The 15892-nt window shown below is 64.3% G+C and carries 14 protein-coding genes and 1 pseudogene; 2 read left to right on the top strand and 13 right to left on the bottom strand.

The annotated features are described in order from the left end of the window. Window positions 1–98: 98 nt before the first annotated feature. The 13 genes from HZ992_RS25785 to HZ992_RS14660 form a co-directional block, all read right to left on the bottom strand. Window positions 99–254, bottom strand: a complete 156-nt coding sequence (locus HZ992_RS25785) for an excalibur calcium-binding domain-containing protein (RefSeq protein ID WP_371816831.1) — start codon at window positions 252–254, stop codon at window positions 99–101. Between the two features lie 398 nt (window positions 255–652). Then, window positions 653–991 (bottom strand): GFA family protein, encoded by a 339-nt coding sequence (locus HZ992_RS14715; RefSeq protein WP_245213041.1) that lies wholly within the window; start codon window positions 989–991, stop codon window positions 653–655. 259 nt (window positions 992–1250) lie between these two features. After that, window positions 1251–1601: a YybH family protein gene (locus HZ992_RS14710; RefSeq protein ID WP_245213501.1), complete on the bottom strand. Its 351-nt coding sequence runs from the start codon at window positions 1599–1601 to the stop codon at window positions 1251–1253. 850 nt (window positions 1602–2451) lie between these two features. After that, window positions 2452–3000: a hypothetical protein gene (locus HZ992_RS14705; RefSeq protein ID WP_209382585.1), complete on the bottom strand. Its 549-nt coding sequence runs from the start codon at window positions 2998–3000 to the stop codon at window positions 2452–2454. Window positions 3001–3691: 691 nt separating this feature from the next. Then, complete coding sequence (locus HZ992_RS14700) at window positions 3692–4204, bottom strand: GNAT family N-acetyltransferase (protein WP_209382584.1); 513 nt, start codon at window positions 4202–4204, stop codon at window positions 3692–3694. Between the two features lie 149 nt (window positions 4205–4353). Further along, window positions 4354–4722 (bottom strand): VOC family protein, encoded by a 369-nt coding sequence (locus HZ992_RS14695; RefSeq protein ID WP_209382583.1) that lies wholly within the window; start codon window positions 4720–4722, stop codon window positions 4354–4356. A gap of 194 nt (window positions 4723–4916) precedes the next feature. Continuing rightward, a complete protein-coding gene (locus tag HZ992_RS14690) occupies window positions 4917–5345 on the bottom strand; it encodes a DUF2267 domain-containing protein (RefSeq protein ID WP_209382582.1) in 429 nt (142 codons plus the stop codon). A 2445-nt stretch (window positions 5346–7790) separates the two neighbouring features. After that, window positions 7791–8165, bottom strand: coding sequence for a VOC family protein (locus HZ992_RS14685; protein ID WP_209382581.1), 375 nt, complete (start codon window positions 8163–8165; stop codon window positions 7791–7793). A 151-nt stretch (window positions 8166–8316) separates the two neighbouring features. Then, window positions 8317–8802 carry a hypothetical protein gene (locus tag HZ992_RS14680; RefSeq protein ID WP_209382580.1) on the bottom strand — a complete coding sequence of 162 codons (486 nt, stop codon included), beginning with the start codon at window positions 8800–8802 and terminating at the stop codon, window positions 8317–8319. A gap of 147 nt (window positions 8803–8949) precedes the next feature. Continuing rightward, the gene (locus tag HZ992_RS14675; RefSeq protein ID WP_209382579.1) at window positions 8950–9618 is read right to left on the bottom strand and encodes a toll/interleukin-1 receptor domain-containing protein; all 669 of its coding nucleotides are present in this window, start codon (window positions 9616–9618) and stop codon (window positions 8950–8952) included. Between the two features lie 164 nt (window positions 9619–9782). Next, a complete protein-coding gene (locus HZ992_RS14670) occupies window positions 9783–10277 on the bottom strand; it encodes a RidA family protein (RefSeq protein ID WP_209382578.1) in 495 nt (164 codons plus the stop codon). Between the two features lie 142 nt (window positions 10278–10419). Next, window positions 10420–10878, bottom strand: coding sequence for a hypothetical protein (locus tag HZ992_RS14665; protein WP_209382577.1), 459 nt, complete (start codon window positions 10876–10878; stop codon window positions 10420–10422). A gap of 101 nt (window positions 10879–10979) precedes the next feature. Beyond that, a complete protein-coding gene (locus tag HZ992_RS14660) occupies window positions 10980–11369 on the bottom strand; it encodes a hypothetical protein (RefSeq protein ID WP_209382576.1) in 390 nt (129 codons plus the stop codon). A gap of 142 nt (window positions 11370–11511) precedes the next feature. Here HZ992_RS14660 and HZ992_RS14655 point away from each other — a divergent pair. Beyond that, window positions 11512–12534, top strand: a pseudogene (locus tag HZ992_RS14655) (integron integrase); the annotation flags it as partial. 122 nt (window positions 12535–12656) lie between these two features. Continuing rightward, a complete protein-coding gene (locus HZ992_RS14650; protein WP_209382574.1) occupies window positions 12657–15848 on the top strand; it encodes an error-prone DNA polymerase in 3192 nt (1063 codons plus the stop codon). Window positions 15849–15892 lie beyond the last annotated feature (44 nt).

Raw genomic sequence — 15892 nt, 5'->3', positions numbered from 1 at the left:
ATGTACCCCTCCAGGAGGCGGGCCAAGTGCCATGCCGGTGCGAGTCGGCTCCGGCGAAGGGTTAGGCCGCAACTCCTGAGCGCACTGCCGGTCTGGCGCTAGGGCCCGCACCACTGCTCCTCGCAGGGGATGCCATCGTTGTCGCCGTCCATCTTCACACCGGGGCAGTTGGCAAGGAAGTACTTGGCTTCGGCACATGACCGCATCTGAGAGCAGTATTTTCTTCCGTCGCAACTGAAGCCGCGGGAAGTCATTGCGGGCGCAGGAGCAGCGTCCCTGGGTGCTGCGGTCGCGGCGGACGCAGCTACGGCACGTCGCTTCCTTTCAGCGGCGTTCAGCTCCTCGAGCGTGGGGTCCCTTCGAGCTTGAGTCGAAGGACACGGCGATTGCTGGTACGTGACGCTGCCGTTGATGATGCATTTGTTCATCGGTGCGGCGCGCACTGCGGAAACTGTAGCGATGAAAGCGGTCAGTGCACAAAGCACCAGGGGGACGATTCGCATGGTCTTGCGGCCTAACGTTTGAGCTGAGCGGGCCGGAACCGGGATGGTGCTTGGCCCGCGAAGCGGATGATGACAGCGAGCGCTTCGCGGGCCAAGTGCCAGGCCGGTGGAGGTCCGCTCCAGCGAAGGGTTAGGCCTCACTGCTGGCTCTAGAACCACATGTCTTTGATGCACCGACCGTCGCGTGGGAGGTCGTCGAATGTGTTCAACCCTTCGAAGTGATCGATGGGCAGACTGGCAATCGGCTCGGGCTCCGTGAGCCGAAGATTGACTGCGATTCGACGGCGACCCTGTTCATCTGATCCTTGCGCGCGCCACAGCGCCACGCAGCCGCAACTCGGGCAGAAGTGAAACTCGATTGCTTTGCCTCGCACATAGATCTTGGTAGAGCCAGAGAACGAGATGCCTTCGTTCTCGTAGTCGTAGGCCCACAAGGCGCCATAGCGCCGACAGACCGTGCAGTTGCAGGCTGTGGCTGACTCGGGCATTCCTTTGAACTCCCATGAGACAGAACCGCAATGACATGTTCCGTGTAGCACGCAAGTCCTCCGGTAGATGTGTTGCTGCTAGAAAGGGCGACGAACGATCTCGCCGTTCCAACTGTGAGGCCTAACGTTTGAGCTGAGGCGCGAGCGCCGGGATGGTGCTTGGCCCGCGAGGCCGATGATAAGAACGACGGGCTCGCGGGCCAAGTGCCATGCCGGTGCGAGTCGGCTCCAGCGAAGGGTTAGGCCTCACTGCTTCGGCCTAGGCTTTGCAGACGCTGTACCCGTTGTCGAAGACGACGAGCCATTTGCCGCCTGGGCCCAACTGCCAAGTGGTGAAGAACTTGGCGAAGACGGCACCCGTGGGCGACAGGACGGGGCCTTCGGTGTAGCCCAGCGTACCGGAGGAGGCGACTTCAACAAGCTCGGGCCGCCAGGCAAATGGTGCTGTTGCAGGAGCGAAGAACTTTGACCAGTACTCGACGATCGCCGCCCTGCCACGGAGTGGATTGCCTCCATTGATGAAGACAGCGTCTTGCGAGATGAACTCAGCGAATGCCGCCGCATCTCTGCGCGCCATGGTGGCCGCGAAGTTCTCTTCTGCGAGGCGCACCTGGGCCAACAAGTCAGTACGCGACGCAGATGTTCCTTTGGAGGCGCATCCCGCTGCGCCCAAGGCGGCACCTACGGCACCCGCACCAGCGAACAAGGCAACTCTGCGAGACGTCACTTGATCTCCTCTGGCCGCGAACGACCACCATCGTGTGTTCTGTGAGGCCTAACGTTTGAGCTGAGCGGGCCGACGCCGGGATGGCGCTTGGCCCGCTGGACGGATGATGTACCACTCCGGGAAGCGGGCCAAGTGCCAGGCCGGTGGCGGTCCGCTCCAGCGAAGGGTTAGGCATCGCTGCGTCGCGCGAAGCGGGCGATGAGCCAGCCGAGCACTAGGGCCAAGCACGGACCTCCGGCCCAAACAACGAGGACTAAGGGCGAGAGAGGGCGGGGAATTTGCTCGAAGGCGGTACTCAGAAGGCTCAGAGGCACAAGTACCAGGGGCGGCGCTATGGACCTCCTTGGAGATAGCGCGCCAGCGAGCCAACCTGCAGCGACCGACCCAATGAAAACTGATGCTTGTATTGCATACCAGACAGGATGACTGCTTTCGCTCGGGCTCTCGGGCCACAGAGCATTGCCTTCTGTTCCCAGCGCGAAGATGCGACTGACGGTGAGGACTGCAATTGGAAGAATGGTGTTTAGTCCGAGCTGCGCTAGCCAGCCCACAGTGACGCCAAGCAGGACGGAAGGCTTCATGTTGAAAGGGCGCCGGACAGAATTGCGATGCCTAACGTTTGAGCTGAGCGGGCCGGAACCGGCGTGGTGCTTGGGCCGCGAGATGCAGCATAGACCATGAGCGGCTCGCGGCCCAAGTGCCATGCCGGTGGAGGTCCGCCTCGAGCGAAGGGTTAGGGCTCACTGGCTGCCTGGACTACAGCTTCAAGCAGTGCATGCGTAGATTCCGCGGCCAGCAGAACCGACTGAACGTATTCGTCACTCAGGTACTGGCTCTTCTTGCCTGACTCGTAGTACTCCAAGAGCGGACGCCCGTCGCGTACGTCGATGTACAGCACCCCGTGGGCAAACCTGTTGCGGCAATCGTTTAGTTCCTTGAGCCCTGTGAGTAGCTCCTTGCGCTTGGACTCAGTGAGGACGTGGCGGGGAACCCCGGCGATCTCGAATGCGCCACGCAACATGCGCCACTTGGCGAAGAACGAGCCTGACTCTGGCTCGAGCACTAGGGACCGGAACAGCTGAATGCGCGCAGGGTCGTCGCCAATGAACAGCTGGCAGAGGAGTACCTCAAGCCTGCTCTCCAAGAATATGCACGCCTCCAATACCTCGGACCGGTACGCCTTGAAGCGGCTGTACGTGGGCTGATGGCGAACTGCCAAGTCGGCAAGGCCAAGCGTTGACGAATCAACGTTTGTCAGTTGTATCGTGCTCCACGCGTGCATCGACTGTGAGCCCTAACGTTTGAGCTGAGCGGGCCGGAACCGGGATGGCGCTTGGCCCGCGAAGCGAATGATAGACAGCGAGCGCTTCGCGGGCCAAGTGCCAGGCCGGTGGAGGTCCGCCTCGAGCGAAGGGTTAGGCGTCATCGCGGATTGCTCTGCTTGGCCGTTGGCTACGCTTGGGACTCTATGCGCGGAGACGGCGCCAGACTCTTGGCACGAGCACGAACCACTGCAGGTAACCTGCGGCACAGAAGGCGCACCAAAGGAGCGGTAACCCCAACCAGTTTGGAACGGATGCCGACTGAAGCAGCGGAACTGCATCTGCCAAAGAGAGCATGGAAGCGATTGCTAGTGAAACAGCAAGGCTGGCTGGAAAGCCAAGTGCAACCATTGCCCAGGCGAACAGGACCATTGCGTCAGAGCGCGGACCTGGGGCGTACACCCAAAAAGTGAAGGCCAAGACCACGAGGCAAAGCGCGAACCACAGCATGAATAGATATCGTGGCCAGCCTCGCGGAGGTAGCCAGGAAGTGAGCGGTGATGCCGGCGCAGTCGGGACCTTCATGACGCCTAACGTTTGAGCTGAGCGGGCCGACGCCGGAATGGCACTTGGGCCGCGAGGCGGAGGATAAACCTGGAGAGCCTCGCGGCCCAAGTGCCATGCCGGTGGAGGTCCGCCTCGAGCGAAGGGTTAGGCCGCAGTGGGTGGCGGGAGGCGGAAGACATCGCGTTCCAGCCCATCGGGAAACAGCCGCCGGCCGATGACTTGACCGCCAAGCCGAGCGGCCAAGCCCCGAGCGACGGTGTTGCTGTCGTTCATGTACGTTTGAACCTCTTGCCAGCCGAACACCTGATACGCATGGCGGATTGCCGCGCAGGAGGCTTCAACGGCTACGCCTTTGCCGCGCGCAGCCGGAAGTAACCACCATGTGAGCTCTCTCGGCCAGCCCTTGCCCTGCCAAAAGCCACAAGTGCCTACGATGGCTTGATCTTCCTTGAGCTCAACGGCCCAGACGCCAAACCCTTGGAGATGCCAGCTTCCCAGATCGGTGGCCAGACGCGCCCAAGCTTGCCCGGCAGACAACGGGCCACCGTAGTGTTGCGATGCCGATGCGTCGGTGTAGAAGGCTTCGTATGCTGCTTCGCAGGCGCTCGTTGGCGGGACAAGCCTCAAGCGATCGGTCTCCAGAGTAGGAATGAGCATGCGAGGGGCGCGAGCGTTGGTTTCTGCGGCCTAACGTTTGAGCTGAGCGGGCCGACGCCGGGATGGCGCATGGCCCGCTGGACGGATGATGTACCACTCCGGGAAGCGGGCCAAGCGCCAGGCCGGTGGAGGTCCGCTCCAGCGAAGGGTTAGGCCTCCGGCTTGTGGCACACAGCTTCGACGTTGTGGCCGTCCGGGCCGATGACAAAGGCTCCGTAGTAGTTCGGGTGGTAGTGAGGGCGCAGGCCAGGCGCTCCGTTGTCTTTGCCGCCCGCAGCGAGCGCAGCCTTGTAGAAGGCGTCAACTTCCGCTCGACTGGTGGCAGAGAAGGCAATGTGAAGCGGGGCAGTGACGCCTTGCGTTTGGTGAAGCCAGAGCGAAGGCTTGTTGTTCTGCCCGATGCCAACCCCGTAAGGGCCTTCCATCACGAGCGTGACCTTCAGTGGTTCAAGCGCCTTGAGGAAGATCGCCTTGCTTTCCGCCAAGTTGGAGACTCCGAAACCTACGTGGTCGAACATGACACCTCCGCGCTGGATGATCGAGAGGCCTCGATTGCTGCCCTCGGAGGCCTAACGTTTGAGCTGAGCGGGCCGACGCCGGGATGGCGCTTGGGCCGCGAGGCGAATGCTAAGCCTGAGCGCCTCGCGGCCCAAGTGCCAGGCCGGTGGAGGTCCGCTCCAGCGAAGGGTTAGGCCGCACTGCCGCGCTTGACTTACTCGGCCTCGACCGACCAAAAGCGCTGTGCTCCTGCTGGCAGGGTTGAAAGAACGCGCTCAAGTGCAGCCACATCAACATGCTTGCGCAGGGCACCAGCTACGGCTTGAATGGCGTTTGGAGGCGAGAAGTTGTGCTCTGGCCGAAGAGAACGAACCTCAGCGAGCAGTTCGTCGTTGGTGCCAAACCTGGCGACAGGCTGATCGGGCTCCCAGTTTTCGATGAACAGGGCGCGCAGGACGGGAGGCAGCACAGCCGCAAAGCGCAGAGCCTCCTCGATAGAGAGCCGGCGACGAAAGGTGTGTAGGACGCCGACCACCATGTTCCATGTCATGTTGGTCGTACCGAGGCCAGCGCGTTCTCTGGCGTCCAGCATGAACCGTTCGAATTCGAGTGAGGCGTTCTGATACTCGAAGGGCAGCGTCATGGGTTCTGTGCGGCCTAACGTTTGAGTTGAGCGGGCAGACGCCGGGATGGCGCTTGGCCCGCGAGGCGCATGCTAAGCCTGAGCGCCTCGCGGGCCAAGTGCCAGGCCGGTGGAGGTCCGCTCCAGCGAAGGGTTAGGCCGCACCACAAACGTGGCAGAAGCGCTGCATGTCGCACTAGCGAGGCGACTATGAAACACCGAAGTATCTAAAAAGAAGTATGACAACAACTACGACGATTGCTACGAGAATTAGCCAGAAGCCCCAATCACCGGCCGTGACCTCCACTTGATCGACTGCAACAGACCACAGCCACTTGGCAAATGAAAGACCTAGAAGGAATCCCAGTATGGCTCCGGTCAGGACATACCCCTTTCCGGGGCCTGCAACGCTCCAACGATCATGTGCGTGAACTGGCGAGAGTGCGAACATCTGAACTGCGGCATACAGCAAAGCGCCAGATAACCCACCCAAGATCGTGCCCAAGAGCCTCTCGAAGACGGTGGTACCGGCTGGTGATCGACTTGGGGGAGGGGGTCGTCGTGTCATCGCGTTGTGCGGCCTAACGTTTGAGCTGAGCGGGCCGGAACCGGCGTGGTGCTTGGGCCGCGAGGCGCAGCATAGACCATGAGCGGCTCGCGGCCCAAGTGCCATGCCGGTGGAGGTCCGCCTCGAGCGAAGGGTTAGGCCTCAGCGCGTGGCGAGGAATGCCATGTGCCTGTGTGGCTATGCTCAACTCGAGCGCAGCAACGACTGGAACATGGTTCCCAGTGCAGCGCTTGCCGCAGCCGCAAGCAAGAACGCAGCAACGCGAGTGAGAAGGCTGCGCTCTAGTAGCCACAGTCCCACCATTTCGTGGCGCTTGATGCCGAGAACGAAGAAGAACGCGGGGACTCCAACGGCAAGCGCACCGAAGACGAGCCACAACGAACTGCTTGATGGGCCATCGATGTACGGAGCTAGCACGAGCAGGACGACTCCGCAGTAGACGCCAGTGACGGTGGCACTAACAGGGTTTGCTACCACGCGCACTTACAAGACTCCGGTCGTACCAACAGATAGCGAACTCAACATGGGTGGCATTCGGTGAGACAGGGTGCCTCGGTGCTTGGCTCTGAGGCCTAACGTTCGAGCTGAGTGGGCCGGCGCCGGGATGGCGCTTGGGCCGCGAGGCGAATGCTAAGCCTGAGAGCCTCGCGGCCCAAGTGCCAGGCCGGTGGCGGTCCGCTCCAGCGAAGGGTTAGGCCGCACTCTTTGCGTAGCAGGAGATGCCGACATACGAGAAGGCGTTGTGTACGACCAAGGAGCGGAGCAAGTAGCGCTGACGACCAGATTGACTGGGCTCGATGGCAAACGATCCAGAAAGGGAGTCGTCCCCACTGTCGGTGCCAAGCGTGCGCAGTTGCGCCGCGACACGAGCCTGGCTTCGCGCTGCTGTGCTGGGCGCACGAGAAAGCTTGGCGGAGAACTCGTGTGACACCTCTGTCGGCGCCCGAGAGTCGAAGAACTTTGCGTGCAACGTAGTGGCTTTGATTTGAACTTCGGCTCTGCCTGAGACGATGAACCATTCTGGCTGCGGCGGAGAACTAGAAGCGGCAGACTCGCCTCGGAGCGAGCCGTGACCAACCACGAAGCTGCAAGGCTCCACTGGCTGCGCCGAAACCTGCAGCGAGGTGATTGCCAGGGCACAAAGGAGTAGACGCATGCTGTGCGGCCTAACGTTTGAGCTGAGGGGCCGACGCCGGGATGGCGCTTGGCCCGCGAAGCGGATCATGACAGCGAGCGCTTCGCGGGCCAAGTGCCAGGCCGGTGGCGGTCCACTCGAGCGAAGGGTTAGGCCTCAGCGCTTGAGGATTGGCTGGGATGACGAGCGCCGCCTGCTGACGGATTGCCATCCAGAGCATTGGTGGTTCACGTTTCGTGCCAGAGCACACCGCGAAGTCTTTCAAGCCGTGGGTCGTGCCTACGCGAGAGCCATTGTTCCGGTCGTTGCTCCACGGGGCCACGCAGTGACACCCATAGGCGATCGTCCAATAGCGGACCATGATGCTTGCGGAAGAACGCTACTGCCTCCAAGCGCTTTCTGCGAATGCGAGCTAACGCTTGGCCTGTGGAACGGGACTCCCAATCAGCGAGACCTGACATGAGCAACCGAAGCTCCGGTCGACTCAGGAAGCGCCAGTTCGTGCGGGTGCGGTACATCGGACTGTGCGTCCGTATTGGCTTCGATCGCATTGGCGCGGTGATGGAGGCAGCTCGACTTCCTCGACTCTGAGGCCTAACGTTTGAGCTGAGCGGGCCGACGCCGGGATGGCGCTTGGCCCGCTGGACGGATGATGTACCACTCCGGGAAGCGGGCCAAGTGCCAGGCCGGTGGCGGTCCGCTCCAGCGAAGGGTTAGGCCTCGCTCGCGACGCATGGCCTGCGGGTAGGAGTGCTGAGCTTGGCTAAGCTGCTGGCCTATGGCAAACCGCCTCGATGTTGTGCCCATCCGGGCCGATGACGAACGCGGCGAAGTAATTCGGGTGGTACTGCGGACGGACGCCCGGAGCACCGTTGTCCTTGCCGCCGGCTGCGAGGGCTGCGCTATAGAACGCCTCCACCTGCTCTCGATTGAGCGCCTGGAAGGCCAGGTGAAGGTGCGCTGGCTGAGGCTCCGGCTGCAGGCGAATGCACAGCGAAGAAGTTTCATTCGGGCGGCACAGCTCGATACCAAGCGGGCCCTCTGAGACGATAGCCACACCAAGTGGCTCGAGCGCTTTGACAAAGAATGCCTTGGCAGTGGCGTAGTCGCTGACGCCGAAGACGACATGATCGAACATGACTTATGGGCAGGGCGTGACTTCTGCGAGGTCTAACGTTTGAGCTGAGCGGGCCGACGCCGGGATGGCGCTTGGCCCGCGAAGCGGATGATGACAGCGAGCGCTTCGCGGGCCAAGTGCCAGGCCGGTGGAGGTCCGCTCGAGCGAAGGGTTAGGCCTCACTGCTGGCGGCGAGCGGCTTGAGCAGCTTTGCGACCAGTTCTGACGGCTCAAGCTGGATGCAGAGGTGGTACGGAACATCTCGCTTGACCCATGGGCGGAGGCCGTGGAGGAAGTTCTCGACGAACGTGGTGATGAACTTCCTGTTCTGCTCCCACAGCGGTCGCGCATTGTCTAAGACGATCACGAGGCCGACCTCGGCTCTGTGCCCTAGTGACACCAGGTCGTCCCAGAATCTCACCCAGTTCACCTCTCGTTCCTCGCTGTACGGTGGGAACTCGGTACCTGCTTGGCGGCCAACTTCGTCGGGAATCCGCCAAGGTGCTTGAAGGAAAACCTCGCAGTCGATGTAGACGACCTTGATCCGCTTCTCGACGAGTGATTCGACAAGTACTTGAAGGTCTTCTGCGTTCGGTACTTCGTCAATGAACTGAACGCAGGCACCGGTTGGAACTGATTGGAGGCCGTAGGAGCCCATAGGTGAGTGGTGTGAGGCCTAACGTTTGAGCTGAGGCGCGAGCGCCGGTGTGGCGCTTGGCCCGCCGGATGGATGATGTACCAGTCCAGTAGGCGGGCCAAGTGCCATGCCGGTGCGAGTCGGCTCGAGCGAAGGGTTAGGCCTCATTTAGCCATGTTCTAGCAGCGCAATGGCCGCGTCGCGCACGCCGGACGCGACGACTGTGAGGGCTTCGTCGATGTCGCTCCACGTCGTTACGGCCTTTCCGTCGGTTGGAAGTGCCTTCAAACGCCCCAATGGTGACTTCGTCCAGAGGCAACTTCTCAAGATCACCGGTATCACCTGGGACTCACCGTCTGCTTCGCGTTCGAGAGCCTTCTCGAGCTCGATGTCGTAGCAGTACTTCGAATTGATGAAGTCGATGCTTACGAGGGTGAGAACTATGTCGGCTTCCCCGAGCTTCTTCGCGATCTCCTTGTCCCAGTCGTCTCCGGCCTTGATCTGATGATCAACCCAAACCTCAACGAGATTCTCGTGCTCGAGAGGGCGAAGGTGTTTGACAAGGCGGTCTTTGAGATCCTTGTCCACGTGACTGTAGGAGACGAAGATCTTCATTCGCTCTGTCTTCTTGTTGCCCGCAAGTGCGACCAGGCCACCGCGACCTCGCTTGACGACTATGAGCTCTTCCTGTCGCAGTGAACTGTGAATTGCTCGGTACTTCGGCTTCTCCCACTTGAGTTCGGCACGGAGCGCTTCGTTGGTCACAAAGCCACCGTCTGCTCCGGAAAGCTTCGCCAATCGCTTGAGAAAGAGATCTCGATCACTTGTGCGGGCCATGGTTCTCCCTGTCTCTCTGATGAGGCCTAACGTTTGAGCTGAGCGGGCCGACGCCGGAATGGCGCTTGGGCCGCGAGGCGGATGCTAAGCCTGAGCGACTCGCGGCCCAAGTGCCAGGCCGGTGGCGGTCCGCTCCAGCGAAGGGTTAGGCAACGCGCGATGCTCTACGCCTTGGAGGAAGCAATGAGATCAAGCTCGACACTCGCGTTCTTGGGCAATTGGTAGACGCCAACGGACGTACGAGTGTGTTTGCCAGCTTCACCCAACACAGAATGCAATAGCTCGGACGCTCCATCTGCTACCTCGCTTTGCTGCGTGAACTCGGCGGCGGACTGTGTGTACACCGTGACCCGCAAGACCTGGCGCACGTTTTCGAGCGACCCGAGCTCGCGTTGCAGCAATGCCAGTGCGCGCATGGCGCAAACCTTGGCCGCAACTTGCGCCTGAGCGAGGGTGACCTCGGCACCTACCCGCCCCGTGACCACGACGGTGCTTCCGACACGGGGCACTTGACCACTGATGTATAGCGTTGCGCCATCGCGTACCAGCGGGACGTAGTTGCCGCCGACCTTGAGTTCACCGTCGAACGAGTACCCCAGCACGGTGGCGGCTTCTTGGAAACGTGCATCGGCTGACGTGAGACTACTTGCTGGTGGCATGGTGGGACTTGCGTTGCCTAACGTTTGAGCTGAGGCGCGAGCGCCGGTGTGGTGCTTGGCCCGCTGGACGGATGATGAACCACTCCGGGAAGCGGGCCAAGTGCCATGCCGGTGCGAGTCGGCTCCAGCGAAGGGTTAGGCGTCACTGCGGCTCGAGCCAGACCTCTTGCTCCGTACCGGACAAAGCGCGGCGCACCTTGAAGATGGCGGATTCTTTGGGGTAGCCGCGCTCGGAAGGCGGCAGATTGAACCGCCCGTTAGCCAGAGCATGAAGTTCGGTGTGAGTTAGCTGATTGCCCAACCCGAACACGAGTGCGACATGAGTCTGGGGCACCGATTCGTACCGGATGACCCGGCCACAGCTGGGACGCTTGGCACCGATGAAATCACAGATCTCTTCGCGCTTCGTGCCCGGCTTGAAGATGAAGAAGCGGTCCCAACCAAAGGAAGTGAGCTCAGCCAGCCGCACCTCCTTGGTTTCAGGCTTCTTCGCCAGGTCGCCGATGCGCTGGCTGATTTGGCCTGTGTCATTCCCCATCTCGCTACAGGCAGCGAGAAGCGTTGCTACGAGAAGGGCCAGTCGGCGCGCGCTCTTGTGCATCTGGTGACGCCTAACGTGATTTAGGGATCATTCTGCAGTTGCGGCTTATGGCAATTTGCTGCTGCATGCCGTCGGATACTGCCACAGGCCGCGATGCGGGTTCACCCAGGCATCGGGACGCGATATCTGAGCAGCTTCAGATTCTTGGCGACGAGCTGAGGGACCAGCCAGAGGCGCTCTTTCGGCTTCCACTTTGCGTCGCAGGCCATCAGCAACTGCCGGCTTCCCTTGTCGGCCTGCGGAATGCGTAGGGCAATGATGCTACGCATTCTCGAGACGACGGGCGTGCTTTCGACCAGTAGTTCGATGGTCGTGTGGCGGACTTTCCCATCATCGCTCAGGCGATGGCGGACGCATACCAACTGCTCTCCGTAGCGGCGCAGGAATCGTTTGGCCCCGTTCTGGGTCGGCGCATACCGCTTGGCGATGCGCAGCCGTCCGATCGACGAGTCGCGTTCCTGTGCTGGGCGCTTCTGGCTGGACGCAGGCATCGGGTACGCCCTGGCGGGGCTGGGCTGTGCGACGCGGCACGAAGGGTGGAGATCGGCATCCAGCCCAGGATTGCGGCGCATTCGGTTTGATAGTACTGTACATATGTACAGTATCCATTGCAACCCGAGGAAGGATGTCGCCATGAACCACCTGCAGCCTCCACCAGCCAGCCCCCGTCTGCTCGACCTCCTGCGCATGCAGGCGCGCTACATGCACTACAGCCTGCGCACCGAGCAGGCCTACGTGCACTGGGTGCGTGCCTTCATCCGCTTCCATGGGCTGCGCCATCCGGCCGAGATGTCGGGGGCCGAGGTCGAGGCCTTCCTCACCTGGCTGGCCTCCGAGCGCCAGGTCGCGCCGGCCACGCACAAGCAGGCGCTGTCTGCGCTGCTGTTCCTCTACCAGAAGGTGCTCAACCAGCGTGTGCCCTGGATGGACGAGATCGGCCGCCCGCAGCGCCAGGCGCGCTTGCCGGTGGTGCTGTCGCACGACGAGGTGGCGCGCGTGCTCGCGGCGCTCGCGCCCTGGCCGGTGCTGCAGCTGTTCGCGCAGCTGCTTTACGGCACCGGCCTGCGCCTGATGGAGGGCCTGCGCCTGCGCGTGAAGGACATCGACTTCGACCGCCGCGCCATCGTCGTGCGCGAAGGCAAGGGCGGCAAGGACCGCATCGTCATGCTGCCGGCTGCACTCGAGGCGCCGCTGCGCGCGCAGCTGGCTCAGGCGCACGCGCTGTGGGCGGCCGACCGCGCCGCCGGTGTCGCCGGCGTGAACCTGCCGCACGCGCTCTCGCGCAAGTACCCGCGCGCGGCCGAGTCCTGGGCCTGGTTCTGGGTCTTCCCGCAGGCCACGCTGTCGGTCGATCCGCGCGAGCGCCCGCTGGGCCGCGAGGCGCAGGACGCGCCCCCGCCCCCAAAGCGCCGCCACCACATGTTCGACCAGGCCCTGCAGCGCGCCTTCAAGCGCGCGCTGAACGAGGCCGGCATCCACAAGCCCGCCTCGCCGCACACGCTGCGCCATTCCTTCGCGACGCACCTGCTGCAGTCGGGCTACGACATCCGCACCGTGCAGGAGCTGCTCGGCCACGCCGACGTCAGCACCACCATGATCTACACCCACGTGCTCAAGCTCGGCGGCGGCGCGGTGCGCAGCCCGCTCGACCAGCTGCACGTGCCCGCCGCACCGTCTGCCGCGGCCGGGGCACCGCCGCCCTGGCCGGCCGGCGCCGGCCGCTACGCCCGCGAGCCCGACCCGCCGGCGTGGCACCTGTCTGCCGAGGAACCATCGCCATGCGCCGCGCCCTTCCGGGTTACGCCGAGCTGCACTGCGCCAGCTGCTTCAGCTTCCTGAGCGGCGCCTCGCAGCCCGGCGAGCTGGTGCGGCGTGCGCAGCAGCTCGGCTACGCGGCGCTGGCCATCACCGACGAATGCTCGCTCGCCGGCGTGGTGCGCGCGCACGTGGAGGCGCGCGAGTGCGGCCTGCACCTGATCGTCGGCGCGCAGATGCGGCTGACCGTGCCGGCTGCCGGCACCGGTGCCGTGCCCACGCCGCACGCGCGTCTCGTGCTGCTCGCGCAGACGCGCCGCGGCTACGGCAACCTGTCGCACTGGATCACCGTGGCGCGCCGCCGCGCGCCCAAGGGCGAGTACCTCGCGCACCCGTCGGATGTCGAAGGCCGCGTGCCCAACGCCCCTTTCCTCGCCGGCCTGCCCGACTGCCTGGCGCTGCTGGTGCCCGAGGTCTCGCAAGGTTTCGAGACGGTGTTCGCTCACGCGATGTGGCTGAAGACCTGGTTCGGCGTCGAGCGCGCCGGCATCGCCATCGAGTTGCTGCACCGCGCCGGCGACGACGCGCTGCGCACACTCGTCAAGCGCGTGGCGCAGCTCACCGGCCTGCCCATCGTCGCGGCGGGCGACGTGCTGATGCATGTGCGCTCGCGCAAGGCGCTGCAGGACACGCTCACCGCCACGCGGCTGAAGCAGCCGGTGTCGGCCTGCGGCCTGGCGCTGGCCTCCAACGCCGAGCAGCACCTGCGTTCGCGCGCGCGGCTGGCGGCGCTGTACGAGCCGGCGTGGCTCGAGAACACGCTGGCCTTTGCCGGCCGCTGCAGTTTCTCGCTGGCCGAGCTGCGCTACGAGTACCCGCGCGAGATCGTGCCCGCCGGCCACACGCCGGCCTCGTGGCTGCGCACGCGGGTGATGGAAGGGCTGGACAAGCGCTTCGCGCCCGATGACCCGGGCGCGGCCGAAGCGCGCGCCGATGCGCTGCAACGCATCGAGCACGAGCTCGCGCTGATCGGCCAGCTCGGCTACGAACCCTACTTCCTGACAGTCGCCGACATCGTGCTGTGGGCGCGCGCGCAGGGCATCCTCTGCCAGGGCCGCGGCAGCGCGGCCAACTCGGTGGTGTGCTACTGCCTGCAGGTCACCGAGGTCAGCCCGCGCGAGGCCACGCTGCTGTTCGAGCGTTTCATCAGCGCCGAGCGCAACGAGCCGCCAGACATCGACGTCGACTTCGAGCACCAGCGCCGCGAGGAGGTCATCCAGTACATCTACGGCAAGTACGGCCGCCACCGCGCCGCGCTCACCGCGGTGGTCATCAGCTACCGGCCGCGCAGCGCGGTGCGCGATGTCGGCCGCGCGCTGGGCATCGACGTGCAGCGCATCGACGCGGTGGCGAAAGGCCAGCAGTGGTTCGACGGCCGCAGCATCAGCGCCGAGCGCCTGCGCGAGAACGGTTTCGACCCCGAGTCGCCGGTGGTGCGGCAGTGGGTCGAGCTCACGCACCAGCTCATCGGCTTCCCGCGCCACCTGTCGCAGCACCCCGGCGGCTTCGTCATCGCGCGCGACCAGATCGAGCAGCTCGTGCCGGTGGAGAACGCCGCCATGCCGGGACGCAGCGTCGTGCAGTGGGACAAGGACGACCTCGACGTGCTCGGGCTCATCAAGGTCGACATCCTGGCGCTGGGCATGTTGAGCGCGCTGCGGCGCTCCTTCGAGCTCATCGGGCGCAAGCTCGGCACGCGTTTCGACACCCAGCAGGTGCCGCGCGACGACACCGCCACCTACGACATGATCTGCGCCGCCGACACCGTGGGCGTGTTCCAGATCGAGAGCCGCGCGCAGATGAGCATGCTGCCGCGCCTGCAGCCGCGGTGTTATTACGACCTGGTGGTGGAGGTGGCGATCGTGCGGCCCGGGCCCATCCAGGGCGGCATGGTGCACCCCTACCTGAAGAACCGCCTGCTCGACGACGATCAGATCGACTACCCGAAGGCGCTGCGGCCCGCGCTGCAGCGGACCAAGGGCGTGCCGATCTTTCAGGAACAGGTGATGCAGATCGCCATCATCGCCGCCGACTTCACGCCCGGCGAGGCCGATGCGCTGCGCCGCGCCATGGCCGCCTGGAAGCGCAAGGGCGGGCTCGGGCCCTTCCACGAGCGGCTGGTCGGCCGCATGGTCGAGAAGGGCTACGAGCGCGACTACGCCGAGCGCATCTTCAAGCAGATCGAGGGCTTCGGCGAGTACGGCTTTCCGGAGAGCCACGCGGCGGGTTTCGCGCTGCTCGTCTATGTGAGCTGCTGGGTCAAGAAGCACCACCCCGACGCGTTTCTCTGCGCGCTGCTGAACAGCCAGCCGCTCGGTTTCTATGCGCCAGCGCAGCTGGTGCGCGATGCGCGCGAGCATGGCGTCGAGGTGAGGGCGGTCGATGTGGTCGTGAGCGAGGTGCCCTCGGTGCTCGAAGGGCTCTCCGGGCCGGTGGGCGAGGCCTTGCTTCCGGTGCGGTTGGGCCTCGACCGCGTCGGCGGCCTCTCGCTCGACGCGGCGCAACGCATCGTCGACGCTCGCGCCGCCGGCCCCTTCGCCAGCGTCGAGGATCTCGCGCGCCGCGCCGCGCTCGACGCGCAGGCCCTGCAGTCGCTGGCGCAGGCCGATGCGCTGCGCGGGCTGGCCGGGCATCGCCACCAGGCGGCCTGGGCGGTGGCCGGGGTGGACACGCGCGCCACGCCGATGCTGCGCGACACGCGGGTGCACGAGGTGGCGGCCGAGCTCGAAGCGCCCTCGGAGGTGGAAGACACGCTGGCCGACTATCGCGCGCTCGGCCTCACGCTGCAGCGCCACCCGATCGCGCTGCTGCGCGAGGAGCTGTCGCGCTTCAAGGTGCAGACCGCCGCGGTGCTCAAGACCTATCCGCACGGCCGCCTGGCGCGCGCCAGCGGCCTGGTCACGCACCGCCAGCGCCCCGAGACGGCCAAGGGCACCACCTTCGTCACGCTGGAAGACGAGACCGGCGCCGTCAACGTGATCGTCTGGCCGCGAGTCTTCGAGGCGCATCGCCGCGAGCTGCTCGGCACGCGGCTGCTCACCGTCTACGGCCAGTGGCAGCGCGAGGGCGAGGTGATGCACCTCGTGGCCATGAAGCTGATCGACCACAGCCCGCTGTTCGAGGGGCTGGTCGCCAGAAGCAGGGACTTCCGATGAGCGATGGCAAGATGCGCGCCTTGCCCTCTGACCGACTGTGCCCC

Origin of the sequence: Rhizobacter sp. AJA081-3 (genome assembly GCF_017795745.1) — a bacterium.
Taxonomy (GTDB): Bacteria; Pseudomonadota; Gammaproteobacteria; order Burkholderiales; family Burkholderiaceae_C; genus Piscinibacter.
The sequence above is the reverse complement of the archived record's forward strand: the minus strand, read 5'-3'. Positions and strand labels throughout refer to the sequence as shown.

Coding starts and splice junctions, on each gene's coding strand:
- HZ992_RS25785 (WP_371816831.1), bottom strand. CDS start 254: ATGACTTCCCGCGGCTTCAGTTGCGACGGAAGAAAATACTGCTCTCAG.
- HZ992_RS14715 (WP_245213041.1), bottom strand. CDS start 991: ATGCCCGAGTCAGCCACAGCCTGCAACTGCACGGTCTGTCGGCGCTAT.
- HZ992_RS14705 (WP_209382585.1), bottom strand. CDS start 3,000: ATGCACGCGTGGAGCACGATACAACTGACAAACGTTGATTCGTCAACG.
- HZ992_RS14700 (WP_209382584.1), bottom strand. CDS start 4,204: ATGCTCATTCCTACTCTGGAGACCGATCGCTTGAGGCTTGTCCCGCCA.
- HZ992_RS14695 (WP_209382583.1), bottom strand. CDS start 4,722: ATGTTCGACCACGTAGGTTTCGGAGTCTCCAACTTGGCGGAAAGCAAG.
- HZ992_RS14690 (WP_209382582.1), bottom strand. CDS start 5,345: ATGACGCTGCCCTTCGAGTATCAGAACGCCTCACTCGAATTCGAACGG.
- HZ992_RS14685 (WP_209382581.1), bottom strand. CDS start 8,165: ATGTTCGATCATGTCGTCTTCGGCGTCAGCGACTACGCCACTGCCAAG.
- HZ992_RS14680 (WP_209382580.1), bottom strand. CDS start 8,802: ATGGGCTCCTACGGCCTCCAATCAGTTCCAACCGGTGCCTGCGTTCAG.
- HZ992_RS14675 (WP_209382579.1), bottom strand. CDS start 9,618: ATGGCCCGCACAAGTGATCGAGATCTCTTTCTCAAGCGATTGGCGAAG.
- HZ992_RS14670 (WP_209382578.1), bottom strand. CDS start 10,277: ATGCCACCAGCAAGTAGTCTCACGTCAGCCGATGCACGTTTCCAAGAA.
- HZ992_RS14665 (WP_209382577.1), bottom strand. CDS start 10,878: ATGCACAAGAGCGCGCGCCGACTGGCCCTTCTCGTAGCAACGCTTCTC.
- HZ992_RS14660 (WP_209382576.1), bottom strand. CDS start 11,369: ATGCCTGCGTCCAGCCAGAAGCGCCCAGCACAGGAACGCGACTCGTCG.
- HZ992_RS14650 (WP_209382574.1), top strand. CDS start 12,657: ATGCGCCGCGCCCTTCCGGGTTACGCCGAGCTGCACTGCGCCAGCTGC.